Source organism: Pseudomonas putida (assembly GCA_041071465.1).
Taxonomy (GTDB): domain Bacteria; phylum Pseudomonadota; class Gammaproteobacteria; order Pseudomonadales; family Pseudomonadaceae; genus Aquipseudomonas; species Aquipseudomonas putida_P.
In genome coordinates, this window is sequence record CP163498.1 from 2,993,866 (window position 1) to 3,019,462 (window position 25,597).

Annotated in this window: 14 protein-coding genes and 7 pseudogenes; 17 read left to right on the plus strand and 4 right to left on the minus strand. The window is 62.5% G+C overall.

Annotation, left to right across the window (positions count from 1 at the left end):
* Positions 1–127 precede the first annotated feature (127 nt).
* From AB5975_13905 to AB5975_13945, 9 genes and pseudogenes are all read left to right on the plus strand, one after another.
* Positions 128–2,548: a TonB-dependent siderophore receptor gene (locus tag AB5975_13905; protein ID XDR22781.1), complete on the plus strand. Its 2,421-nt coding sequence runs from the start codon at positions 128–130 to the stop codon at positions 2,546–2,548.
* Positions 2,549–2,657: 109 nt separating this feature from the next.
* Positions 2,658–3,676 (plus strand): annotated as a pseudogene (locus tag AB5975_13910) (transporter).
* Between the two features lie 102 nt (positions 3,677–3,778).
* Positions 3,779–4,398, plus strand: a pseudogene (gene ycaC / locus AB5975_13915) (isochorismate family cysteine hydrolase YcaC).
* Positions 4,399–4,506: 108 nt separating this feature from the next.
* Complete coding sequence (gene ppk2, locus AB5975_13920; protein ID XDR22782.1) at positions 4,507–5,325, plus strand: polyphosphate kinase 2; 819 nt, start codon at positions 4,507–4,509, stop codon at positions 5,323–5,325.
* A gap of 36 nt (positions 5,326–5,361) precedes the next feature.
* Complete coding sequence (locus tag AB5975_13925) at positions 5,362–6,558, plus strand: monovalent cation:proton antiporter-2 (CPA2) family protein (protein ID XDR22783.1); 1,197 nt, start codon at positions 5,362–5,364, stop codon at positions 6,556–6,558.
* A 40-nt stretch (positions 6,559–6,598) separates the two neighbouring features.
* A pseudogene (locus AB5975_13930) lies at positions 6,599–7,695 on the plus strand (AI-2E family transporter).
* A gap of 3 nt (positions 7,696–7,698) precedes the next feature.
* Positions 7,699–9,212 (plus strand): annotated as a pseudogene (locus tag AB5975_13935) (efflux transporter outer membrane subunit).
* Complete coding sequence (locus AB5975_13940) at positions 9,209–10,306, plus strand: HlyD family secretion protein (protein ID XDR22784.1); 1,098 nt, start codon at positions 9,209–9,211, stop codon at positions 10,304–10,306. Before AB5975_13935 ends, AB5975_13940 begins: the two are co-directional and overlap by 4 nt.
* Complete coding sequence (locus AB5975_13945; protein ID XDR22785.1) at positions 10,296–11,312, plus strand: DUF2955 domain-containing protein; 1,017 nt, start codon at positions 10,296–10,298, stop codon at positions 11,310–11,312. The genes AB5975_13940 and AB5975_13945 overlap by 11 nt, the downstream gene beginning before the upstream one ends.
* Positions 11,313–11,320: 8 nt before the next feature.
* On the opposite strand, the pseudogene AB5975_13950 reads toward AB5975_13945, so the two are convergent.
* Positions 11,321–13,032, minus strand: a pseudogene (locus tag AB5975_13950) (SulP family inorganic anion transporter).
* A gap of 118 nt (positions 13,033–13,150) precedes the next feature.
* Between AB5975_13950 and AB5975_13955 the strand changes: the two are divergent.
* From AB5975_13955 to AB5975_13965, 3 genes and pseudogenes are all read left to right on the plus strand, one after another.
* Entirely contained in the window at positions 13,151–13,657 is a 507-nt protein-coding gene (locus AB5975_13955; protein ID XDR22786.1) for a sigma-70 family RNA polymerase sigma factor, read from the plus strand.
* Complete coding sequence (locus AB5975_13960; protein ID XDR22787.1) at positions 13,654–14,601, plus strand: FecR domain-containing protein; 948 nt, start codon at positions 13,654–13,656, stop codon at positions 14,599–14,601. The genes AB5975_13955 and AB5975_13960 overlap by 4 nt, the downstream gene beginning before the upstream one ends.
* Before the next feature lie 585 nt (positions 14,602–15,186).
* Positions 15,187–17,102, plus strand: a pseudogene (locus AB5975_13965) (TonB-dependent siderophore receptor).
* 57 nt (positions 17,103–17,159) lie between these two features.
* Here the strand turns inward: AB5975_13965 and AB5975_13970 are convergent.
* A complete protein-coding gene (locus tag AB5975_13970; GenBank protein ID XDR22788.1) occupies positions 17,160–18,074 on the minus strand; it encodes a LysR substrate-binding domain-containing protein in 915 nt (304 codons plus the stop codon).
* A gap of 117 nt (positions 18,075–18,191) precedes the next feature.
* On the opposite strand from AB5975_13970, the pseudogene AB5975_13975 reads away from it, so the two are divergent.
* The 3 genes and pseudogenes from AB5975_13975 to lgt all read left to right on the plus strand — a co-directional run bounded on the left by AB5975_13975 (position 18,192) and on the right by lgt (position 20,834).
* A pseudogene (locus tag AB5975_13975) lies at positions 18,192–19,039 on the plus strand (type 1 glutamine amidotransferase domain-containing protein).
* A 16-nt stretch (positions 19,040–19,055) separates the two neighbouring features.
* Positions 19,056–19,778: an SDR family oxidoreductase gene (locus AB5975_13980; GenBank protein XDR22789.1), complete on the plus strand. Its 723-nt coding sequence runs from the start codon at positions 19,056–19,058 to the stop codon at positions 19,776–19,778.
* A 237-nt stretch (positions 19,779–20,015) separates the two neighbouring features.
* Positions 20,016–20,834, plus strand: a complete 819-nt coding sequence (gene lgt, locus AB5975_13985) for a prolipoprotein diacylglyceryl transferase (GenBank protein XDR22790.1) — start codon at positions 20,016–20,018, stop codon at positions 20,832–20,834.
* Between the two features lie 32 nt (positions 20,835–20,866).
* Here the strand turns inward: lgt and AB5975_13990 are convergent, their stop codons facing one another.
* Complete coding sequence (locus tag AB5975_13990; GenBank protein XDR22791.1) at positions 20,867–21,790, minus strand: TIGR03571 family LLM class oxidoreductase; 924 nt, start codon at positions 21,788–21,790, stop codon at positions 20,867–20,869.
* Between the two features lie 232 nt (positions 21,791–22,022).
* Here AB5975_13990 and AB5975_13995 point away from each other — a divergent pair, with 232 nt between their 5' ends.
* Both AB5975_13995 and AB5975_14000 read left to right on the plus strand, forming a co-directional pair.
* Positions 22,023–22,928 (plus strand): LysR substrate-binding domain-containing protein, encoded by a 906-nt coding sequence (locus AB5975_13995; protein ID XDR22792.1) that lies wholly within the window; start codon positions 22,023–22,025, stop codon positions 22,926–22,928.
* A complete protein-coding gene (locus AB5975_14000; protein XDR22793.1) occupies positions 22,867–24,486 on the plus strand; it encodes an FGGY-family carbohydrate kinase in 1,620 nt (539 codons plus the stop codon). The genes AB5975_13995 and AB5975_14000 overlap by 62 nt, the downstream gene beginning before the upstream one ends.
* A gap of 45 nt (positions 24,487–24,531) precedes the next feature.
* Here the strand turns inward: AB5975_14000 and AB5975_14005 are convergent, their stop codons facing one another.
* A complete protein-coding gene (locus AB5975_14005; GenBank protein XDR22794.1) occupies positions 24,532–25,464 on the minus strand; it encodes a LysR family transcriptional regulator in 933 nt (310 codons plus the stop codon).
* Positions 25,465–25,597: the final 133 nt, after the last annotated feature.

The following is a 25,597-nucleotide window of genomic DNA, read 5'->3' on the forward strand; positions in this document are numbered from 1 at the left end:
GCCCCTTCGCGGGCATGCCCGCGAAAACGTTCATGCACATCTCACAGAAACTATTTTCTTTTTTTTGCAGTTTTTTCGCCGTGGCTCGGCCTCCTTGCAATTCCGCTCATGACCACAAGGAAACCCCATGGCGTCGTCCCCGCACACCCCGCTTGCCCGCGCTCTGCGTATCGCCCTGCTGGGCCTGAGTGTCAGCCTGCCCATCGGCAGCCTGGCGCAGGCTGCGCCAAGCCACCACGTCGAGGTCCCGGCCGGTAGCCTGGAAGGTGCCCTCAACGCCTATGCCCGCCAGGCCGGCGTGCTGCTGAGTTTCGACCCGGCACTCACACGTGGCCTGAGCAGCCGCGGCCTGTCAGGTGATTACCCGATCGACGTAGGCTTCGCTTCCCTGCTCGGCAACACTGACTTGGCCGCCGAAGCCAGCAGCGATGGCAGCTGGCGCCTGGTATGTGCGACGAGCCAAGGGGCGGTCACCTTGCAGGCACAGACCATTTCCGCCCTGGGCGAAGAGAACCCGCTGGGGCCGGTGGGCAGCTACGTGGCCAAGCGCAGTGTCACTGCAACCAAGACCGACACGCCTATCCATGAGACCCCGCAGTCAATTTCGGTGGTAACCCGTGAACGCATGGAGGCTCAAGGCGTGCAGTCGGTCAATGAGGCCCTGCGTTACACCCCGGGCGTGTCTTCCTACGGCGCCAACAACCGCTCCGACTGGTACACGGTCGTACGCGGCTTCTCGCCGACGACCTATCGAGACGGCCTGCAACTGCCGACCACCATCAACCTGGCCAGCTGGATGGTCGACCCCTACATGCTCGAACGTGTCGAAGTGCTGCGTGGTCCGGCAGGCGTCTTGTATGGGCAGGGCGACCCCGGTGGGGTGATCAACCAGGTATCCAAGCGCCCGAGCACGGTCAGCAGCCACGAAATCCAGGCCCAGTACGGCACTGACGCGCGCCGACAGCTGGGCTTCGACAGCACCGGCGCGTTGGATGACGAGGGCGTTTGGAGCTACCGCATAACGGCCATCGGCCATGAAGCCAACATTCGCGACACCCCTTGGGAGGACAAGCGCCAGGCACTCTCCGCCGCCCTGACCTGGCAGCCGTCGGAAGAGACCCGGCTGACCGTAATGGGCAATTACCTGGCGGACGATTCCAACGCCCAGGACAACTTCCTGCCGGCAGTTGGTACTTTGTCCCACTCGCCCTACGGCAAGATCGGTCGCGATACCTTCACCGGCGACAAGCACTTCTCAAAGTACGAGAAGACCCAGTACAGCCTCGGCTACGAATTCGAAACGCGCCTGAACGACGTCTGGCAGCTGCGCCAGAACCTGCGTTATTCGCATCTGGACCTGAATGACAACATGGTCTTTGGTGTTGGCACTACCGCCTACTACGGCATGGAAGGTGGTGACGAGCGCACACTGTTACGCTACGCCGGCATCGAGAACCCCAAGTACAGCCGCTGGGCTGTGGATAACCAGGCCCAGGCCGACTTCAGTACTGGCGACATCCGCCATACCCTGCTGATCGGTGTGGATTGGCAGCGTCAGCAAACCTCTGACCCGCAGGCCTACGTCCTGACCACCCCTGTCGACCTGTATGGCGGCACGGACTATGGCCCGGTCGACCCAAGCCAGTTCACTCCGGACACCTGGAGCTACAGCCATCAGACCAGCCGACAAACCGGGTTGTACCTGCAAGACCAATTGCACTTCGACGACCATTGGGTACTGACCCTGGGTGGTCGCTATGACTGGGCCACATCGCAAACCCGAAACTGGACCGATGCCGGTTCCGATCCCGAAATACATACCCGTGACGAGGCGTTCAGTGGCCGGGTTGGCCTGGTGTATCTGGCCGACAACGGCCTGGCACCCTACCTGAGCTACAGCGAAGGTTTCACGCCAAACCCTGGCACCGATGCCAACAATCAGCCATTCGAGCCCACCGAAGCCAAGCAATACGAAGCGGGTATCAAGTACCAGCCACCGGGCTCGAACAGCTCGCTGACTGCCGCTGTCTTCGAGATTACCCAGGACAACGTGCTGACCACTGCGCCAGGCAACCCCAATGACAAAGTACAGACGGGGCAGGTGCGCTCGCGTGGCATCGAGTTGGAAGGGGTGGCCAGCCTGAGCAATGAGCTCAACTTGATCGCCACCTATACCTACCAGGACGTGAAGGTGACCAAGGCCAACGATGAGACCGATGGCAAGACGCCCATCAGCATCCCGACACCGCGCAACCTGGCCTCGGTATGGGCTGACTACACCTTGCACGATGGCTTGCTCAAGGGCCTGGGTTTCGGCGCAGGGGTGCGCTACACCGGTCGCAATCCGGGGGCACCGGACAACTCGCTGAACGTGCCGGCCTATACCTTGCTCGATGCCGCCGTGCATTACGAAACCGGGCCGTGGCGGTTTGCGGTAAACGCCAGCAACCTGGCCGACAAAGAGTATGTGGCGGGATGCTATGACGCTACCCGCTGTATCTACGGCAATGGTCGCACAGTGCTGGGCACGGCCACCTATCGCTGGTAGACACCGACCCTGTGGGAGCGGGCAGTGCCGCTGAAGGTTGCTGTCATCTGGCTGCAACGAATATTCAGCAACATTTCTGCCATCTCCCCGTGCCTCATTGCGAGTTCGAATGGGCCATCCCGCGCTGCACCTGCCACAGGACCACGACCTGTTCGGCTTGCTCTACGCCTTCGCTTTCCGCCCGGCCAGCCAGGGCGCGAAATCGATTCGACGCAGTTGTTGCACACGCTCGGCCAGCCGCTGGAGCCCGGTGAGTTTCTCTGGGTGCACCTGAACCTGGCCCACGCAGCCTGCGAGCGCTGGCTGCGCACCCACCTGCAGTTGCCCGACGCTTTCTTCGAAACGCTGCGCGAAGGTTCCCGCTCGACCCGCATCGAGCACGCCGACTCAGCACTGCTGGCAGTGGTCAACGATGTGGTGTTCAACTTCGGCCTGGTGTCGTCGGACATTTCCACGCTGTGGGCCTGTGCCAGCAGCCAGTTGCTGGTGAGTGCGCGACTGCAGCCGTTGCACTCGGTGGACAAGCTGCGTTCGTCGGTCAAGCAGGGTGAGCGTTTTCATTCGTCCATCGAACTGTTGGTCCACCTGCTGCGTGACCAGGGCGATGTGCTGACCCAGATCGTGCGTGAAACCACCACCAGCGTCGATCGCATCGAAGACCAGTTGCTGTCCCAGCGCCTAAGCGACAACCGTGCCGAGCTGGGCAGCATGCGCCGGGTTCTGGTGCGCTTGCAGCGCCTGCTGGCGCTGGAGCCGGGGGCGCTGTTGCGCTTGCTCAACCGCCCGCCGGAGTGGCTGAAGGAACAGGACATACGCCAACTGCGTGCCGCCACTGAAGAGTTCACCCTGGTGATCAGCGACCTCACCGCCCTGGGCGAGCGGATCAAGCTGCTGCAGGAAGAAATCGCCGCCAAGGTCAACGAACAGACCAACCGCACTTTGTTCACCCTGACCGTGGTAACGGTGCTGGCGCTGCCGATCAACATCATCGCGGGCTTCTTCGGCATGAACGTGGGTGGCGTGCCGCTGGCGGAAAACCCCCATGGCTTCTGGGTGCTGGTTGCCCTGGTGGCGACCTTCACCGTGCTGGTTGGGCGCTGGGCGTTTCGCAAGCGCCGGGAATACTAAAACTGGGCAGGCACAGAACAAGCGAACCGACTGACGGTCGCTCCCACCCTTCATCCTTGCCTACGCTGATACTCCCAACCCGCTGAAGCAAGGAGATCCACCGTGAGCTTCCAATACAAGCGTCTGGACAAGAACAACGCCGCCGTGCTGCTGGTCGACCACCAGACCGGCCTGCTCTCGCTGGTAAGGGACATCGACCCGACCGCTTCAAGAACAATGTGCTGGCCCTCTCGGACCTGGCCAAGTACTTCAAGCTGCCGACCATCCTTACCACCAGCTTCGAGACCGGCCCCAACGGCCCGCTGGTGCCGGAACTGAAAGAGCAGTTCCCCAACGCCCCCTACATTGCACGCCCCGGCAACATCAACGCCTGGGACAACGAAGACTTCGTCAAAGCAGTCAAAGCCACCGGCAAGAAGCAGTTGCTGATCGCCGGTGTCGTCACTGAAGTGTGTGTGGCCTTCCCGGCCTTGTCGGCACTGGAGGAGGGCTTCGAAGTATTCGTTGTCACCGATGCATCAGGCACCTTCAACGAACTGACCCGAGATTCGGCCTGGCGGCGCATGGAGGCTGCGGGGGCGCAGCTGATGACCTGGTTCGGCGTGGCCTGCGAGCTGCACCGTGACTGGCGCAATGACATCGAGGGGCTGGGTACCCTGTTCTCCAACCATATCCCCGACTACCGCAACTTGATGACCAGTTACAACAAGCTGGCCAAATAGCGCCACCCGGCGGGGCTGCACGGCAGCCCCCGCATCAATCTGCAAGCGAAGCGGCAAACCGTCATGAATCGACCATACTGACTCTTCATTCGCCTTCAGGAGAGTGTCATGTCGAAGCCGTCCAGGAAGAAACCCACCCAGGAACAGCCAGAAAAACTGGGCGGCAAGGCCTACGAAAAAGCGCTCAGGAACCTGCATGTAGAGCTGGTGAAGCTGCAGGAGTGGGTGGTGGCCAAGGGCTTGAAGGTATGCATTGTCTTCGAAGGCCGCGATGGCGCCGGCAAGGGCGGCACCATCAAGGCCATTACCGAGCGCGTCAGCCCGCGGGTGTTTCGTGTGGTGGCGCTGCCGGCGCCGACCGAACGGGAAAAATCCCAGATGTACCTGCAGCGCTACCTGGGCCACTTGCCTGCGGCAGGCGAAGTGGTGATCTTCGATCGCAGTTGGTACAACCGCGCAGGGGTGGAGCGGGTAATGGGCTTCTGCTCCGATGAGCAAGTGGATAAGTTCCTGTCCGGTGTGCCGGTGTTTGAAAAGGTCATGGTCGAGTCGGGGATCATCCTCATCAAGTACTGGCTTGAAGTCAGCGCCGAAGAGCAAACCCGGCGCTTGCAGGATCGCATCACCGACGGCCGCAAACTGTGGAAGCTGTCGCCGATGGACCTCAAGTCGTACACCCGCTGGGATGACTATACCCAGGCGCGTGACGACATGTTCCAGGCCTCGGATACCGCTTGGGCGCCGTGGTTCATGGCGCACTCCAACGACAAACGTCGCGCTCGGCTGAACATCATCAGCCATCTGCTCAGCCGTATTCCCTACAAAGACATCACCCGCGAGCAGCTGGTGAAGCTGCCCAAACGCGGCAAGATCGGCAAGTACAAGGCTGTGGCCTACCCGTTCAAGGTCGTCGAAGAACGCTTCTGAACCCCTTCCTACGGGAAGCTGCGAAGGTACGAGCTCATGCCTCATGACGGCAGCCTGCTGCAGGCGACGGTGGTGTTCCTGTTGGCCGTGGTGCTTCTGGTACCGCTGGCGCAACGTCTGAAAATGGGGGCGGTACCGGGTTATCTGTTGGCGGGTATCCTGATTGGCCCGTCGGTGCTTGGGCTGCTCGGCAACCCGGACAACGTGGCGCGGCTGTCGGAAATGGGCGTGGTCATGTTGCTGTTCGTGATTGGCCTGGAGCTGTCCCCACGGCGTCTGTGGACCATGCGCCGGGCGCTGTTTGGCGTCGGCAGCTTGCAGGTGGGGCTTACCGCCGTGCTGCTTGGGCTGCTGGCGTATGGGGTGTTCGACCAATCCAGGGCCGCTGCGATCGTGCTGGGCCTGGGCCTGGCGCTGTCGTCCACCGCCTTTGGCTTGCAGGTACTGGCCGAACGCAAGGACCTGGGCAAGCCTCACGGCCGTCTGGCCGTGGCCATTCTGCTGTTCCAGGACATTGCCGCCATTCCCCTGATTGCTGTGGTGCCGTTGCTCGGTGGTGATGTCAGCACCGCCGACGAAGGTGCCTGGCCGTTGCTGGCCGTGGCTGTTGGCATTGGTGTGCTGATTGTTTTTGGCCGTTATCTGTTGACCCCGGTATTCAAGTGGACGGTGGGGTCGGGTCTGCCTGAGCTGTCGACCGCCACGGCTTTGCTGGTGGTGCTGGGCACCGCCTGGTTGATGGAGCACGTGGGTGTTTCGATGGCGCTGGGGGCCTTTCTGGCCGGCGTGCTGATGGCCGAGTCGCCCTTTCGCCACGAACTGGAAACCCAGATCGAGCCAATCAAAGGCCTGCTGCTGGGGCTGTTCTTCGTTGGCGTGGGCATGAGTGCCGACCTGCGCCTGCTGTTCGGCATGCCGCTGATGGTGTTGGGGCTCACCTTGCTGCTGGTCGCCATCAAGCTGCCCTTGTTGTATGGCCTGGGGCGCACGCTCGGTGGGCTCAACAAGGCACAGGCGCTCTGCCTGGGCGTAGTGCTGGCCTCGGGGGGCGAGTTCGCCTTCGTGGTGTTCAAGCTGGCGCTGGACCATCAGGTCCTCACCCAGCAGGTGCACGACCTGCTGGTACTGGCCATCACCTTGTCGATGGCCGTGGTGCCCTTGGTAATGATGGCCTTGGCGCGGCAGCTACGCGACGACAGCCCCGTGCAGGTATCCCCTGAAACGGGCCAGTGAATTGCGCCTGGCTGGTGCATTGAATGTCGGGAGGTGGATCATGCAGTCGAGTTTCAAGCTGGACAGCGCCCTGTCGCGGGGCTTGCTCGATGTACTCATCAAGGCCGGCCTGGTGGCAGCCTTGGTGATCTTCTCCTTCCAGGTATTCCAACCGTTCCTGGAATTGATGCTGTGGGCGGTGATCCTGGCGGTCACGTTGTACCCGTTGCATTGCCGTATCCAGCGCCGCACTGGGCTCAAGCAAGGCTATGCGGCGACGCTGGTGGTGCTGCTGGTACTGGTGGTGCTGTTGGTGCCGATCTACCTGGTCGTGATGTCCATTGGTGAATCGGTGGACAGCCTGGTGACCTTGCTCAAGAGCGGTGCCTGGAGCGTGCCGGTCCCACCTGACTCCGTGGCGAATTGGCCACTGATCGGGCCGAAGGTGCATGCGCTGTGGTTGGCGGCCTCCGAAAACATGGCCAGTGTACTGAATCAGTGGATGCCCCAGATCAAGGGTGCCGGGCTTACGGTACTGGGCGCTGCGGCCAGTGCCGGTGGGGCCTTCCTGCTGTTCATCGGCGCGATCATCATTTCCGGGGTCATCATGGCCTTCGGTGAACGCGGTGAAGTCGCAGCGCAGCGTATTGCCATGCGGGTTTCGGGCGAAGAGCGCGGTAAGCCCTTGGCCACGCTGTGCACCGCTACCATTCGCGCGGTGGCGCAAGGCGTGATCGGCATTGCGTTCATCCAAATGCTGTTGATCGGTGTCGGTTTCGTCATCAAAGGCGTACCAGGGGCAGGGATGCTGGCCATCGTCATCCTCATGCTTGGGATTGCCCAAGCCCCGGCCACGTTGGTCACGGTGCCGGTAATCATTTATGTATTCAACACCGAAGGCTTCACGGTGGCGGCCATCGTTTTTGCCGTCTACACCTTCGTCGCCGGCCTTGCCGATAACGTGCTCAAACCGATGCTGCTGGGGCGCGGGTCGATGTGCCGATGCCGGTGGTGCTGATTGGGGCACTGGGCGGCATGGTGGTCAAAGGCATCATCGGGTTGTTCATTGGCCCGGTAATCCTAGGCGTGACCTACGTGTTGTTCTGGCAATGGGTTGCGCTGCAGGTGCCGGAGCAACCGGCACCCCCCGCCGCCTGAGCCATGCCCAACTGCTGCTATGGCCTGGGGTTGCTGATGCTGCTGGCTGGTTGCACCCAGGTCGGCCCCGATTTCGAAAAGCCCCAGGCCCCGTGGCTGGACGGCTGGAGCACACCCATGCTGGAACAGGCAGGGCGTAGCGCCACCACCCCTGACCTGCGCCAGTGGTGGGCGGTGTTTGCCGACCCGATGCTGGACGCGCTGATTGCCGAGGCCGACGCCAACAACACCAACCTGCGCGTGGCTGGCCTGCGTATCGCTGAAGCTCGTGCGCAATTGGCCATCGTGCAGACCGGGCGTTATCCACAGCTGCAGCAACTGAGCGCGCAGAGCCTGTACCTGAAGCAGAACCAGTCCGGTACTGCCACCGCCCGTGATTCGGTGTTCTGGCAATCCAGCGTCGGCTTCGACATTGGCTGGGAGATCGACTTCTGGGGCCGCTTCAGTCGCGCCATCGAAAGCGCAGATGCCCTCTACTTCGCCTCCCAGGCCAACTACGCCGACGCCATGTTGCTGCTGCGTGCGCAAGTGGCCGACACTTACTTTGCCCTGCGTACCGCCGAGGCGCGGCTGGATATCGCGCAAGAGAACGCCAAGCGCCAGGCGCGTAGCCTGGAGATCACCGAGCGGCTTTTCCGCCACGGCGAACATGACGAACTCGACTGGCAGCAGGCGCGTACTCAATACCTGGCGACCCTGGCCACCATCCCTGAATTCGAGAATCAGCTCAACGCCCTGCGCAATGTGTTGTGCTCATTGCTGGGCCGCCCGCCCGGGCCGCTGCCGCAGTTGCAGGCCGGTCATGGCCAGCTGCCGCTGCCAGAGCGCGCAATATTGCAGGACGTGCCTGCCAACCTGCTGCAGCGCCGGCCAGACATTCGCGCCGCCGAGCAGGCAGTGGCGGCGCAGTCGGCGCTGGTCGGGGTGGCCGAGGCCGATCTTTATCCACAACTGAGCCTGCTTGGCAGTATCGGCTGGACCTTTCTTTCGGCCAGTCACCTGCCCAACACTTTCGACCTGGCGGCAGGGCCGAGCCTGATCTGGAACCCGTTCGACTACGGCCGGCGCAAAAATGCCGTGCGGGTGGAAGATGCCCGCTTGCAGCAACTGATCGAGCTGTACCAACAGGGTGTGCGCGAAGCCGCCCGTGAAGCCGACGACGCTGCCAGCGGTCTGGTGCGCTCGCTGCAAAGTGCAACCATTCGCGACCAGGCTTCCCAGGCGGCGCAACGCTCGCTGACCCTGGCCAGCTCGCAGTACCGCGAAGGCTTCGCCGACTTCCAGCGGGTGCTCGATGCCCAGCAACTGCTGTTGCAGCAACAGGATGGTTACCTGGTCAGCCGTGGCAACGCGGTCAGCAGCCTGGTGACGTTGTACAAGGCCCTGGGCGGAGGCTGGGACACCCGCCGCGCGCCGATCGACCCGGCCACCCGCCAGCACATGCAGCAACGCACCGACTGGGCGAGCTGCTCGACGTGCCAGCCTCCAGCGCACATGCACAAGGTGAAACCGAATGAGCGACACCAGGCCAGCGCCGCCCCCGTCAGCCCCTGATCGCGGTATGCGCTGGGTGCTGTTGCTAATTGCCGTGAGCCTGCTTTGGTACCTGCTGGCGGACCGCTTCACGCCATACACCCAGCAGGCACGCCTGCAGGCCTACGTGGTGCCGGTGGCCGCCGAAGTGGCCGGGCAGATCAAGCGTGTGGCCGTCGGCAACAACCAGGAAGTGCGCCAGGGCGATGTGCTGTTCGAACTCGACCAAGAACAGTACCGCATTGCCTTGGCCCGCGCCGAAGCCGATCTCGATACCGTGCGCCGGCAGATCGGCGCCAGTACCGCTGGCATCGACTCCGCTCAGGCTGCGCTCGTGGCGGCCCAGGCCAATGAGCGCAAGGCGCGGCAGGACGCAGAACGCCTCAAGCGGCTGATTGACGAAGACCCCGGCACGGTATCGGTGCGCCGCCTGGAAGGCGCACAGGCCACCCGTGACCAGGCCATAAGCCAAGTGGCGGCGGCCCGTGCTGAAGTGGTGCGCGCCCGTGAACAGCAGGGCGGTGCACAGGAGGACAATGCCCAGCTGCGCAGTGCAGCGGCCAACGTGGAAAAGGCCCGCCTGGACCTTGCCCGTACCGTGGTACGCGCTGATGCGAACGGGTTGATCACCGACTTGCGCACCGACGTTGGCCACTATGTCGGGGCGGGCAGCCCGATGATGACCCTGATCAGTATTCATGACGTGTGGATAAGTGCCGACATGACCGAGAACAACCTCGGTCGGCTGCGCCCCGACACGCCGGTGCTGGTGGTGCTCGACGCGCTGCCCGGCACTGTGTTGAAGGGGCGTATACGCAGCATTGGCTACGGTGTGAGCGTGGGCCAGCCTGCAGCGCCGGGTACGCTGCCGACCGTGCAGAACAGCCGCGAGTGGCTGCGTTCGGCGCAGCGCTTCCCGGTGATCGTCGAGCTGGAGCGCGACCAGCTTCAGGACAAGACCGTGCTGCGGGTCGGTGGCCAGGCCGAGGTCATGGCCTTGCCCGGCGAAGGCAACCCCCTGAACCTGCTGGGCCGGTTGTTCATGTGGCTGATGAGCTGGCTGTCATATGCCTATTGAGCTGCGCCGCCTGCGCGCCCTGCGCCTGGCCTGGGGCGTGGCACTGTGCCTGGCAGTGAGCTTTGGTATCGGCTTGCCGGTGCCGATCCTGGCACCTGTGTTTGCAGTATTGCTGCTCGCCATGCGCAGTCAGCCACTGCCCCTGCGTGCGGCGCCGGCCCTGGCGCTGCTGGTGCTGCTAAGTTGCGGCAGCGGTCTGCTGCTTATTCCGCTGTTGCGCCATGCCCCAACGGCTGGCGTGTTGCTGGTGGGGGTGGGGGTTTTCCTGACATTGCGCTATGCGTTGAAGGGGGGCAACGGCCTGCTGGCCAACCTGCTGGTGGTCGGCCTGACCATGATTGCTGCTGCCGGCACCAGCGATTTCACATTGGCGCTTTCGGTAGTCGAAGCGCTGGCCAAGGGCATGCTGCTGGCGGTGCTGGGCACGACAGTGGCGCATGTGCTGTTTCCCGAGCCAGCCGATGCGCCGGCACAACCGGCGGCGGCGCTGCTGGCCAGCGAGCATGTCAGCTGGGTGGCGCTGCGGGCCACACTGATCGTGATGCCGGCCTTTCTCCTGGCGTTGATCGCGCCGGACCAGTACATGCCACTGATCATGAAAGCCGTGAGCGTTGGGCAGCAGGCCGGCGAAACCCGTGCGCGGCACGCCAGCCGAGAGCTGATCGGTTCAACCTTGCTTGCTGGGGTGTTGGCGATAGTGTTGTGGGGGGCGTTGAGCCTGTACGTGCACCTGTGGATGTTCTTCCTGTGGGTACTGCTGTTCGCGCTCTGGCAGGCGCGACGGCTGTACCAGGCCGTGTCGAACCGGCAGAGCCCGGCTTATTGGGTGAGCTGCCTGACGACAATGCTGATCCTGTTAGGGCAGTCGGTGCAGGACAGTGCCGGCGGGCAGGACGTTTACCGCGCCTTTGCCGTGCGCATGGCACTGTTTCTGGCGGTGTCGGTGTATGCCAGTGCCATGCTTATCTGGATTGACCGGTTTCGGCTTCGGGTACGGGCTGTTTAGTTCCTCTGTCAGGGCTGCCAATCGACCCCACTCTCTTCCAGATAGGCATCCACTGCCGCGCCCACTGTAGGGTGAAAAGCCCTCTCTCCCATATGCTCGAACAACCCGAATCGCCGCATCTTGTCCTTCACCGGGTCCTTCATTTCGGCAAACTGCAACTCCACCCCCCGTGCCTCCAGCGCTCGGTCCAGCTCGGCCAGCATGTCCGCCGAGGTGATGTCGATACTGGTCACCGGTTCCGCCGCAATTATCAGCCGCTGCACCGGCGTCGGCGACGCGTCCACCGCCGCCATCACTGTGCTCTGGAACTGCTCGGCATTGGCAAAGAACAGCGGCGCGTCCCAGCGCAGCAGCACCAGCCCCGGAATACGCCGGGCCTGTGGATAACGCTGCACGTCATGGTAACCACGCAGCCCATCGGCACGCCCGAGCACCGCGTGGTGCGGCCGCCAGCCGTCCCACAGGAACTCGATCACCGACACCGCCACGGCAATGCAGATACCGGGAATGGCGCCGAACACCGCCACACCGACAAAGCAGGTGATCGACAGCCAGAATTCCCACTGCTGCATGCGGAAAATACGCTTGAGGTCGGCGAACTCGAACAGCCCCAGCGCAGCGGCAATGACCACCGCAGCCAGCGCGCTGTTGGGCAGGTGCTGCATCAGATTGGGCGCTACCAGCAGCAACAGGGTTACTGCCAGCGCGCCGATGATGCCGGTGAGCTGGGTCTGCGAGCCGGCGGCTTCGGCCACCGGTGTGCGTGACGAACTGCTGCTGATCGGGATGCCTTGGAACAGCCCCGAAGCCAGGTTGGCCACGCCCAGGCCGAACATCTCCTGGTTGGGGTTTACCGGCATTTTCAGGCGTGCGGCATAAGAGCGTGACAGTACGCTGGTGTCGGCGAACGACACCAGCGCCACGGCAACCCCGCCCAGTATCACTTCGACCAGGTCGATGTCGGTTACCCAGGGAAGACGAAGCTGGGCAGGCCCTGGGGCAATTGCCCGAGTACCTTGACGCCCATTTGGTCGAGATTGAACAGGCTTACTGCCAGCGTCGCCAACACCACGGCGATCAAGATGCCTGGCAGGCGCTTGAACGGTTTGAGCAGCAGGATCAGCGCCAGGCTACCGGCGCCCACGACGAAGCTTGGCCAGTGCCCCTGGCCGGCGAACAGCGCCTGGCCCAAGTGCCAAAGGTCGCGCAAGGGCCCCTCACTGTCGACTTTGAGGCCGAACAGCTTGGGCAACTGGCTGATCAATACGGTGAGGGCGATGCCGTTCATGTAGCCGTAGCGGATCGGCTTGGACAGCAGCTCGGTGATAAAGCCCAGGCGCAGCAACCCGGCAACCACACAGAACGCCCCGGCGACCAGCGCCATCATGCTGGCGATTGCGATCGCCCGCTGCGGGTCGCTGGCAGCGTACTGCACCACCACTGCCAGGATCGGCGCGGCCAGCGCCGAGTCCGGCCCCAGCACCAGGATGCGGCTGGGGCCGAACAGGGCATAGGCCAGCAGCGGGATGATGGTGGCGTACAGCCCATAGATACCGGGGACGCCGGACGCTTCGGCGTAGGCGATGCCCACGGGTACCAGCATGGTGGTGAGCACCAGGCCGGCGGCGATGTCCTTGGGTAACCAGGCCGCTTTGTAGTGGAGCAGGGTGACCAGGCCGGGCATCCAGCGTTGCCAGTCGAAGCGTGTGGTGTCGGGCATGGTGCGGGCTCTGGAGAAGGAGGGGGCTCAATCACAGAATAGGTGTTGGCGCCGGGTAGCGCTTCCCGCGTCTCGCCTATAAAATGCGATAAATTCTCATTAGCTTTTGGTCCTGCCCGTGTCCGCATCCCACACCAGCAAGCTGGGTTTGTTTTTCAGCGATCACCACCGCTGGTTGCTGCGGCATGTGCAACGGCAACTGAGCAACCGCCCAGACGCCGAGGACACGGCTGCCGAAACCTTCTGCCAGCTGCTTGCCGCACGGGTCGACCCAGCGGCCATCGAGCAGCCGCGCGCCTACCTCTCGACCATTGCCAGGCGACTGATTTCCGACCGCCATCGCCGCCGACGCCTGGAGCAGGCCTACCTGGAGCGGCTGATGCTGCTGCCTGAAACGCTGGCGCCCTCGCCGGAAGAAACCCACCTGCTGCTGGAAGCCCTGCACGCCATCGACCGCAGCCTGGCAGGGCTGCCGCTGGTGGTGAAGAAGGCGTTTCTCATGAGCCAGCTCGATGGCCTGGCCTATGCGGAAATTGGTCGGCGCCTGGGCGTATCCGAACGTACGGTTGGCCGCTACATGACCCAGGCCTTGCGCCAGTGTTACCTGAGCGGGGCGCAAGCATGAGCCGGCGCGTATTGAACCCTGCCGCCGAACAGGCAGTCGCGTGGATGGTGCGCCTGCGCTCCGGGCGAGACGATGCCCGGCAACAGGCGCTTTTTCAGCAGTGGCTGGGTGATGACCCGGCCAACGTCCATGCCTGGGAGCAATTGCAACGTGGCTTGGGCGAGCACTTCGAGGTTGTGCGCCGAGCTCCTGGCGCTTTGCGCGATACCTTGCTGCAGCCGGAAGTCGGTCGGCGCGATGTGTTGCGGGCAATGGCCGGGCTTTCTGTGCTGGGTGGCAGTTTGTGGTTCGCCGCCAGCAGCGATACCGGCCAGGCATTGACGGCCGATTTGCGTACAGGCACCGGCGAACGTCGCAGCCTGACGTTGGCTGATGGCAGCCGGCTGACATTGAATGCCGACAGTGCGGTCGACCTCGCCTTCTCCGGCAGCCGTCGGCTGGTGCGCTTGCGCAGGGGAGGGCTGGTGGTGCAGGTGGCTGCAGACCCGAGCCGTCCGTTCATCGTGCGTAGCGAGCAAGGTGATGTGCGCGCACTGGGTACGCGTTTTCTGGTCGAGCAACTGGCCGACGCCACCCGCGTGGTGGTGCTGGAGCACGCCGTGCGCGCTTCGTTGCCCAATGGCACCGAGCTGGACTTGGCAGAGGGTCAGGCAGCGTTGTTGCATGCGCAGCGCATCGAGCCACTGACGGCGGGGCAGGCCTACCGCGCCGACTGGGTGCAAGGTCACCTCAGTGTGCTGGACGAGCCCCTGGCGTTGGTTATCGATGCCTTGCGCCCGTATCGCCCGGGGTTCGTCCGTGTCAGCCCGCAGGTGCGCAACCTGCGGGTACAGGGGGTGTTCCCGCTGGATGACAGCGAGCGCACCTTGGCTGCCCTTGAAGAGACGATGCCGATCAGCGTGAAACGCTACGGTGCCTGGCTGACCTTGATCGAAGCGCGCTGAGCGGGCTGCTTTCGAATGAAAATTTTTATCATTCGTGTCCGGTTTTTCTTGCTCGTCCCACCTCTCTCCTGACAACAGCAAAAATTCAGGAGTATCCACGTGTTCAAACCTTGGCCCCTCGCCCTTGCCATCGTGCTGGCAACCGCACCAACGGCCGTCGTCCAGGCGCAAGGATCTGCGCAGCAACAGCTGCAGCGTTTCGACCTGCCGGCCGCCAGCCTGGCGCAAACCCTCAACACCATCGCCCGCCAAGGTGGGCAGGTGATGTCGCTGGACCCGGCTCTGGTCGTCGGCAAGCAGGCCCCCGCGATCCAGGGTGAGATGAGTGCCTTGCAAGCCGTGCAGCAGGCGCTGGTGGGCAGCGGCCTGCAACTGATCGTCACTGGCAGCGGCACCTTCAGTGTGGTGCCGACGGTGGACGCCAAGGGCGCGCTGGAACTGGGTGCTACCAACATCAACAGCGTGGGGCTGGGCGAAACCACCGAGGGTTCTGGCTCGTACACCACCGGCGCCGTGACGATCGGCAAGACCCCTCAGTCGCTGCGCCGTACACCGCAGTCGGTGACCGTGGTTACGCGCAAACTGATGGACGACAAGAACCTGGTCTCACTGGACCAGGTGATGGCCCAGACCACAGGCATTACCCGCGCCAACCGTGGCTACGGCAACCATCACTTCAGCTCCCGGGGTTTCGACATCACCGACGACAGTTACATGGTCGACGGCGTGGCCGGGCAGGCCTACGCCTACACCGGCTGGATGATCCCCGACATGGCGGTGTTCGACCGTGTCGAGGTACTGCGAGGCGCCTCGGGCCTGTTGGTAGGGGCGGGCAACCCAGGCGGTGCGGTCAACCTGGTGCGTAAGCGCCCGACGTCGGAGCCACGTTTCTCCGTGACCACCCGTGCCGGCTCCTGGGACAATTACCGGCTGGACCTGGACGCCAGTGGCAGGCTGAACCCGCAAGGTTCTCTGCGCGGCCGCGTGGTGGCGTCCTACGAGGACCGTGGTTACTTCACCGATGTCAGCAAGTCCAAGCGGCCGTTGCTGTACGGCATAGTCGAAGGCGACCTGAGCGACGCCACTACCATTGCTTTGGGTTTGCGCCGGCAGACTTCGCGCATTGACGGCTACAGCGTGCTGGGCTTGCCGAACAACCCGGATGGCAGCAACCCGCACCTCAAGCGTTCCACCTTCCTGGGCCAGGACTGGGCCACGCTGCAGACCCGCACCGACGAAGTGTTCGCCGACCTCAATCACCGTTTCACCGACAACTGGAGCGGCAAGCTGGCGCTGTCGCACTCCGAAAGCAGTTACAACCGCAGCGCCATCGAATGGAGCGCAGAGGACACGCTGGAGTACGGCAGCCCCACTGGGCCGATAATCAACGACACCAGCTTTCACAAGTTCGATGTCACCGCCAACGCGGTGGACGGCCACCTGGACGGCGAGTTCGAAGCGTTTGGCCTGAGCCATCAGCTGTCGCTGGGGGCCAACTGGTCCCGGCGCAAGATGAATGACAAGGACGCCACTGTAAAGCTCGACAGCCCCATCCCGCTCAATGTGTTCGACCCGGACCACAGCATTGTCCCAGAACCTTCGCGACAGGGATGGGACTACAAGGAAGACACCTTCGATACCCGTTACGGCACCTACCTCAATGCCCGCCTGCACATGACCGAGGACCTCAGCCTGGTGCTGGGCGGGCGCCTGAGTTGGTACAAGACCGAGGCCTGGAGTGGCGGGCTGAAAAGCACCAATGAACAGAAGCACGAGTTCACGCCTTTCGTTGGTGCCATCTACGACCTGAACAACAACTGGTCTCTGTACGCCAGCTATGCCGATATCTTCATGCCCAGGCCAGTTACCGCAGTGCGGGTGGCAAGATGCTTGACCCCGCTATCGGTTCCAACTACGAAACCGGCATCAAGGGCGAGTTGTTCGACAAGCGTCTGAACCTGTCCTTTGCGCTGTTCTATATCGAACAGGAGGACGTCGCCGCTCGCGACTATGCCAATGATGGCAACTGTCCCACAGACGTTGCAGGCCGTTGTTACGTGAACAGCGATGGCATCAGCCGCAGCAAGGGCTTCGAGGCAGAGGCCAGCGGTGAGTTGCTGCCGGGCTTGCAGGTGGCGGCGGGTTATACCTTCAACACCACGCAGTCGGAGACTGGCGGGCCGATCTCGGCACAAACGCCCAAGCATCTGCTGCGGGTGAACACCAACTACACCCTGCCGGGTGAGTGGAACCGCCTCAGTGTCGGCGGTGGTGTGTCGGCCCAGTCCCATTACTACGACGCTTACAATGGCGTGAGCAACAGCGGCCGGGCGGTGTTCGATGCACGGGCGGCGTACAAGCTCGACCAGCACTGGACGGTGGGCGTGGACGTGGAGAACCTGCTGGACCGCAAGTATTTCGACTCGACCGGTTACTGGACCCGCGGCACTACTTACGGCGCGCCGCGTAGCTACATGCTGACCTTGCGTGGGGATTTCTGAAGCTCGCCGCAAACACCCCCCTGAATTGCGCGCCTGATGTTGGACACAAATCCAACCTCAGGTTGCGCCTTCATCCACAGCCGTCGCTATCAGAAAATCGATTAATGCCCGGCTGGCCGCCGACAGTTGGCGATGCGGCGGATAAATGATCGAGAAAGGCCGTCGGGCACCTTCGTAGTCCTCCAACAAACGCTCCAGCCGGCCCTGCTGCAAGCGTTCGGCGACGATGAACTCGTAAGTCTGACAGATCCCGACACCCTGATCGGCCAGTGAGATGCAACCCAGCACATCGTCCGCCACCACCGGATTTCCCTGCGGTATGAAGCATATTTCCTCCTCACCTTGGCGGAACTGCCAAACGCCTGGCCGGCCGTTGCTGGGCATTACGAAAGGCAGGCAGTTGTGTCCGGCCAAATCTGCTATGGATTGCGGCCTGCCGGCACGCGAGATGTAGGCCGGCGCCGCCACCAGGCAAAGCCGAGCTTCCTCCAACCGACGCGCCACCAGGGCGCTATCCGGCAAGACGCCAAGACGAATGGCCAGGTCATACCCTTCGGCCACCAAGTCGACATTACGATTGGTGATGCTCAACTCGACCTGTACTTTCGGATAACGCAGCGCGAAGGTTGCCAGCATGGCCGGCAACCGGTGATGCCCATAGGTGGTCGGCGCGCTCAGGCGCACACGGCCCTGCACCTCGCCTTGGCCGCTCAGTGCTCGCTCCGCGCTGGCGATCTGTTGAAACGCAGTGCGGGCCTGCTCGATGTATTCCAGGCCACTGTCAGTGACGCTCAATCGACGCGTGGTGCGGCGTAGCAACTGCACCCCTAGGTGTGCCTCAAGCCGTGAAATCGCCCGACTAACCACGGAGGGTGTGGTGGCGAGGGCCACCGCTGCCGCGCTGAGCGAGCCACGCTCTACTACCTCCAGCAGCGCCTCGACATCCCCTAGGTGACCAAACCGTCGCGCCATCTTGTTCTCCAGAGCAAAACTGCTTTCCCACGCCCCCAATTTATCGCCTGGTTGATCATCAATAAAGTGTCCATCAGGGCACGGCATCCGGCTTGTGCATGAATGGGAGAAAATGCGATGGGGACTTACCGACGACTGATCCTGGCTGCTGTCATTGGCAGCGTGAGCTTGGGCGCCCACGCGGCTAACGTGCTGGTGGTGCTGTCCGACGAGAGCCACCTAGGCCTGCGCGATGGTAAGGCCTTCGCCACCGGCTTCTACCTCAACGAGCTGCTGGAGCCGACCAAAATGCTGCTCGACGCAGGCCACCAAGTGACCTTCGCCACTCCCCTCGGCCGTGCGCCTACTCTGGACCGCAGCTCGGCCAGCGCCCAGTACTTCGGTAACGATCCGAAGCAATTGGAGCAATACCAGGCGCTGCTGGACCAGTTGCAGCTCACTTCTGCGGAGCATTCGCCGGTGATAAGCCTGGCCCGTGTGGAGCAGATTGGCTATGGGACGTTCGATGCAGTCTACGTGCCTGGCGGCCATGCCCCGATGCAAGACCTACTCGCCGACCCGGCCCTAGGTCGTCTGCTTCGTGCATTTCACGCCGAGGGCAAAACCACCGCGTTGCTCTGCCACGGTCCCATTGCTCTGCTCTCCGCGCTGGACCAGCCGCGCAAGTTGATCCAGGCACTGGAGAGCGGGAGCCGGACAGCGATGCCCGACGACTGGATCTATTCTGGCTACCGCATGACGGTCATCAGCAACCAGGAGGAAGAACAGGCCAAGGGCCTGCTCGGCGGGGGCAGATGAAGTTCTATCCGCAGACCGCCCTGGAGCGCGCGGGCGGGCAGTATCAGAGCAACCAGTCGCCCTGGACGCCTAATGTTGTCATCGACCGTGAATTGATAACCGGGCAGAACCCGGCATCAGCGACGCAGGTGGCCCAGGCTGTTTTGCATCGTCTGCAGAAACACTGATCAACAGGGGCATGCCATGACGCAACGTACCTTTTTGATTACCGGAGCCAGCAAGGGCATCGGCCGGGCAATTTCCGAACAACTGGTGGAACAGGGCCATCAGATCGTTGGTATTGCTCGCCAAGCAGGGGATACCAGCTTCCCCGGCGAACTGATCGCCGCGGACCTGAGCGACTCAATGCGTTTGTTTGCGATGCTGGCGGAGCTGACCAAGCACTACGCGTTCGACGGCGTAGTGAACAACGTCGGTTTGGTCCGTCCGCAGATGCTGGGCGAAATTGACTTGGCAAGCTTCGATGAAGTTATGCGGGTTAACTTGCACCCTGCGTTGCAGGCGACCCAAGCGTTGCTGCCAGGGATGCGCAAGCGCGGTTGGGGGCGCGTAGTGAATATCTCCAGCCTGACCGTGCTCGGTATTCGCCAGCGCACTTCCTACGCGGCTGCCAAGGCAGCGTTGGTCAGCTTCACTCGCAGTTGGGCGCTGGAACTGGCGCAGACCGGAATTACGGTCAATGCGGTCGCTCCAGGGCCGATCGAGACCGAACTGTTCCGCGGCGGCAATCCGCTGGGCAGCGCAGGCGAAGCTGCCTATATCGCCGCGGTGCCGATGGGGCGGCTCGGGCAGCCACAAGAAGTCGCTTCGGCAGTGGCCTTCCTGCTTGGGGAGAGCAGTGCCTTCATTACTGGGCAGACAATTTACGTTGACGGTGGCGCATCTATCGGTCGCAGCGGTCTTTGACAACAGAGCCAGGGCGCTGATCGTGCGAAGTGCCATCTCGGCAGCGACCTTGCCCACCCTGAGAGCCAAGGCAAGCGGCAGCCTTGGCGGCCTAGGTGAGCCCATAACCTGCTCTTAATCCAAACGCCTCAGCCTTGCCAAAATTTTAAGCCCCCTGGGCGCGCCAAGTGACAGGCCTACCCAGTTCCATGCCCGCACAGATGAAGAAAACGACCAACACGGTTGGAGGCTACACACATGTTGATCCACTGGAGCTTTGACCCTGTCCTGGTGACTTTGGGGCCCTTCTCTATCCGCTGGTACGGGGTACTTTTCGTCGGCGCATTCCTGGGGGCACAAAGAATACTCAGAGGCATCTTCAATGCTGAGGGCATCAACCCAGATTACGCAGAGCGGTTGTTTTACTGCGCGCTGGTCGGTGCCATCGTGGGTGCACGACTTGTCCATTGCTTGTTTTACGACCCTGATTACTATCTCGCCAATCCGTGGGCGATCCTTCGTGTTTGGGAAGGAGGCCTAGCTAGCCACGGTGGAATGATCGGTGTACTGATTGGACTGTGGCTTGGATCTCGATCAGTGAAATCGGACATGCCCTTCCTCTGGCTGATCGACCGGGCAAGCCTTCCCGCAGCATTGGGAGCAGCGCTTGTACGAATCGGCAATTTTCTGAATTCTGAGATTCTGGGCAAGCCTACTTATTCAGATTGGGGCGTCGTATTTCAGTCCGTTGATGCCGTGCCACGCCATCCCGTTCAACTCTACGAAGCGCTAGCCTATCTGCTGACGTTCTTGGCTTTGCTGGGTTGTTACCAAAAATTCAAGCACCGCACTCCCCATGGCCTGCTGTTTGGCGTGTTTTTGACCCTGGTGTTTTCGGCACGCTTGATCCTCGAGTTTTTCAAGGAGCCGCAGGCCGCCTACGAAGCCCACCAACTGTTCAGCACAGGTCAGTACCTTAGCCTTCCAATGGCTTTGATAGGCGCAATACTGATTTGGTGGTCGATCGTGCATTCTGCAGGCGATCACAAGAGAATGGGTACGTCAGCACAGGCTTGACGAGCGGGCTTGGCTCCAGATTGAACAAGTGGCTACCCATGGAAATGCGGTAGCACGAATGTTCCCAACTCCTCCAGTGTCTCGTCCAAGGGGCGCCGGTTGTGCCGCAAATGGAGACCAATATGCGCCACGCCCGCCGCGCGCATGGCTTCGAGTTCGGCAATCAACCCCTTGCGCCCCACCTTGCAGCCGAAGCGGTGACGCTCCAGCGGCGCTTCGGGGCTTTCATCCAGGTCCAGGTGAATGAATGACACGTATGGCTTGTCTCCCGCCACCTCACGCCACACGCCTGCGCGATGTACGTGTTCGGTGGGGGTGCCAGGGTAGGCCAGCCAGCCGTCCAAGTGCTCGCCGACCCAGGCCGGGCTCTGTTGTGCCAGGCCCGCCACGAGGAGCGGTATAGGCTGGTGCGGCCTTGGGAGTACTTCGACGCCAGCCGGTAGATCGGCACTGCGCCACTCGCGCAACTGGGTGATTTGCTTTCGAAACACCTCGCCACGGTTATCGAAGTCGCGGCCGAACAGCGGGTACTCCACGGGTCGATCACCACTGGCCACTCCCAGTAGCAAGCGTCCGCCACTTAGCAGGTCGGCGCTGGCAGCCGCCTTCATGGTCAGCAACGGTTCGCGGATCGGTAATACCACTGCGGCGGTGCCGAGCAGGATGTTGCGGGTCACACCGGCCAGGAAACCTAGGTAGGTGAATACCTCGAATACCTGTGCGGCATCGCCGAACTTTGGATCGTACAAGGGCACGTCGCGTACCCAAAGTGCGCGGAATCCCAGGCGGTCAGCGAGGGTAGCCAAGCGTGCGTGGTGGGCGAGATCCGGTATCCCGAACGGTGTCCCTGCCCGCTGCCGAGACTGCTCGCGCACGCTGTTCCAATCGTTGTCCAACGGCAGTTCGAGGCCAATGCTCAGGCCTCCAGTAGTAAGTTTCTGCAAAGTAGAATTCATGGCTGGGGTTCGCAAGACAAGAAATGGCGGCCAGCCTATGGCAGCTCCAGCTTGTGCAGTAGACCCGGATAATTCAAATCAATTGTGAATTGAGGTCGTGAATGTCGCTGGGCTCCTTGTGAGGGGAGCAGCCTCACTTGTCAGTGATTCTAAAAACAGTTTTTACCCGTTGCCGTCTGCCCAGCCCCCATACCGCACGCTAATCTTTCCTATTTGTGCCCAAGGATCAGCAATGGCCCGACTTGACATCAACCGCTCCGGTGAACTGGAGGTGTTCGTGCGTGTCGTCCAGGCTGGAAGCTTCTCGGCAGCGGCGCGAGACCTGCGGATAACGCCCTCGGCGGTGAGCAAGCTTGTCGCACGCCTGGAAGGGCGGCTGGGGTCACGACTGTTCAACCGCTCGACCCGCCAGCTGAGCCTGACCCATGAAGGTCGCGCTTACTACGAGCGTGGCGTGGGGCTACTGGCCGATCTGGACGAATTGGAGCGCAACGTTGCCTCCCAGGATGCGCCACGAGGACGGGTGCGCATCAATGCCAACATGGCCTTCGGTTATCACTACCTGTTGCCGCTGGTCCCACTGCTCATCAAGCACTTGCCAGAAGTGAAGCTCGATCTGGTGCTGACCGACGAGGTGATCGACGTAGTCGGCCAGCGCACCGATATCGCTGTACGAGCAGGCCCCATGAAAAGCTCCAACCTGGTCGCTCGCAAGCTTGGCCAAACGCGCATGGTGATCGTGGGCGCGCCCGGCTATCTTCAGCTTCATGGTGTTCCAGACTGTCCCGCAGCGCTGCAGTGCCACAACCTGCTGACGGCCAACTATGCGCGAGCCTTCAATGGCTGGCCTTTGCAGGACGGGGGGCAGGTGATCAAAGTGGTTACGGCAGGCAACGTTCAGGCCAGTGATGGCGAAGCCTTGCGCCGCTTGGCGCTCAGTGGCACAGGGTTGGCGAGGTTGGCGGCGTTCCGGGTGCGTGAGGACATCGCCGAGGGGCGTCTGGTGCCGGTGATGGAGGCGTACAACCCAGGCGACCTGGAAGAAGTTCATGCAGTGTTCGTCGGCCAGGACGGCTATGTACCGCTGCGGGTTCGCGCGGTGCTGGATTTTCTCGTCGAGCACGTACACGTTCAATGACCGTGGCCGCGCGCCGGTCACGTTGGTCGAGGTACGCAATGTGAGCAGCCAGGCGATTCTCATGGGTGTCGATCTGGGTACCTCCAGCACCCGAGCCGTGGCCCTCGATGCCCAGGGCACTTTGCGTGGTGTCGCACGCGTGGGCGATGTGCCGATGGCGCAGAGGCCCGGGCAAGGCATGGCGCGGGAGGGGTTTCTCGATGCACCGCTGGCGGCCATCCGGCAAGCACTTGACGACGCCCGGGCGAGCCCGGCGCAGGTATCCGGGATCGCATTGTGTGGGCAGATGGCTGGACTCTGTGCGGTGGATGCCATGGGTGACCCCGCGACTTCCTGCGATGCCTGGCTCGACCTGTCCTGTGCCTCAAGCGTGGCCTTGTTGCGGTCGCATGAGCGGGAGATCGTGGCGCGTTCGGGCAGCCAACTGATCGCCAGCCATGGAGCCAGGTGGCTGCAGATCCGCCAGCAACAGCCAGATCTCTACCAGCGCTTGTGCAAGTTGACGGTGCCTTCTGCTGTGGTGGCTGGACGGCTGTGTGGGCTGCCTGGGCAAGCGGCGTTCATGGATACCACTTGCCTGGGGTTCAACTGTTTTGCCGATGTTGCCTCCGGTGGCTGGAACCTTGATTTGGTCCGGGCGTTGGCGCTCGACCCTGCGCACCTGCCGCGCGTCATCGAACCCTGGGAGCGCGTCGGTGGTTTGACCCGCGACATAGCACAGGCGCTTGGTCTTCTTCAGGGTACGCCGGTGTTCGCCGGGTGCGGCGATGTCGCCGCGACCTTGCTGGGTGCTGGCGTGTCAGTGCCAGGGCAGCTCGTGGACATTGCGGGTACCGGCTCTGTGTTTTGCGCGGTACGTGACGACTTCAGCGTGGACGACCAGCACCACACATTGCTGACCCTGCGCCACTGCATACCGGGCCTCTATTACAGCGCTGGCTACGTTGGTGGTGGCGGGTTGTGCTGTGACTGGTTGGAGTCGCTGCGGGCTGAAGCCCGCCCGCCTCAGGATGTCAGCGCGGCATTGCGAGAACGCGCACAGGTGCCACCGCTGTTGTTCGTACCGCATATGGGCGGCCGTCATTTACCGTTGTTTGCGGATATGCGCGGTGCCTTTGTTGGCCTGACCTGGCAGCACGGTCTGGCCGACATGCAGCGGGCGATGGTCGAGGCTACCGCCTTTGAGTACGCCGTTTTTCTGGAGGCCATACGGGGCACCGGCTTGAGGCCCGTCGAAGGCGGTGTGCTGGTGGTAGGCGGAGGGGCCTCGAGCGAGGTGTTCAACCAGGTCAAGGCCGACGTGCTAGGGTTGGCCTATCGTCGTCACGGGGTATTCGAGGCCGCGGCCCGAGGGGCGGCGCTGTTGGCCGGCCACGGAGCTGGGGTTTTCACCGACCTGAAGCAGGCTGCTGGGCGGGTGACGGAGGCGGTGAATGGGGTCACGCTGCCGGGCCAATCGAAGCACGGGTTGTACCAGCAGCGACGGCAGGTTTACGGCAGGATGCTGGAAGCGCTCGGGCCGGTGTTCCGAGACATGGCGAGGTTGCCATGGATGTAGGCTGGTCGCTGCTGGCCTCCTCGCGGTTGCAGACCTCTTGAGCCTTCAATGTCCCGCGGGCCTGAGCAGGTGGCGCGCAGGTGTTTCCAGTTCGTTGAAGTAACGCACTGCGAAATCGACGAATGCCCGTACCCGCTGGGGCAGTTTCTTACCGCCCTCGGTCAGCAGGTGGAAGCCGGTCGCTGGGCAGCTGAAATCCTCCAGCAACGGCACCAGCCGCTGTTCGTGAATATCTTCGGCAACCTCCCAGACAGACTTCCAGGCGATCCCCAGCCCTTGCAGCGCCCATTGGCGCAGGGTGAAACCATCGTTGACCAGGCGATTACCCCGGACTTGCACCGAAAACGTTTCCCCGTCACGCGTGAAACGCCACTTGTCCTGGGGGAAATCCGCTTGTAGATGAATCAGGCAGTTGTGCTCCAGCAACTGTTCCGGGCACAGCGGCGTACCGTGGCGCGCCAGGTAATCTGGTGAGCAGCAGACAATGCGGCGGTCACCTCCCAGCGAACGCGCCACCAGGGTGCTGTCAGGCAGATTGCCATAGCGGATCGCGATGTCCGAGCCGGATTCGACGAAGTCCAGCAAGCGGTCGGTGAAGAACAACCGCACGGTGACGTGGGGGTGCTCCTCGACGAACGCATCGACCAATTGGCTGACCCACTGGCGGCCCAGATCGGTGGGGCAGGTGACGCCGATCGTACCGCGCAGTTGTGCGCTACCGCCACGGATGACGCCGTCGAGAGCCTCCACGTCCTCCAGGATTTTCTGCGCCGCTTCGAACAGGTACAACCCTTCGGCGGTGGGGCTCAACCCACGTGTATTGCGCTTTAGCAGGCGCAGACCATAGAACTCCTCCATTGCCTTAAGGCGACCGCTCATGGCTGCTGGCGAAAGGCCAAGCTGACGCCCAGCCATCGACAATGAACCGCTTTGTACCACCAGCCTGAACAGCCGTAGGTCCTGGAGCCTGTCTGCCATGGTGTCACCTCGTTGTCGTCATTGCGTGCCAGGGCATCATTTTTCACGTTTGCTTAAAGCTAGGCAATGTAATGGCTTGAAGGCGGCTAATACAGGGGGTGGCCTTTCGAATGCGCTGAAAAGTCATTCCGGG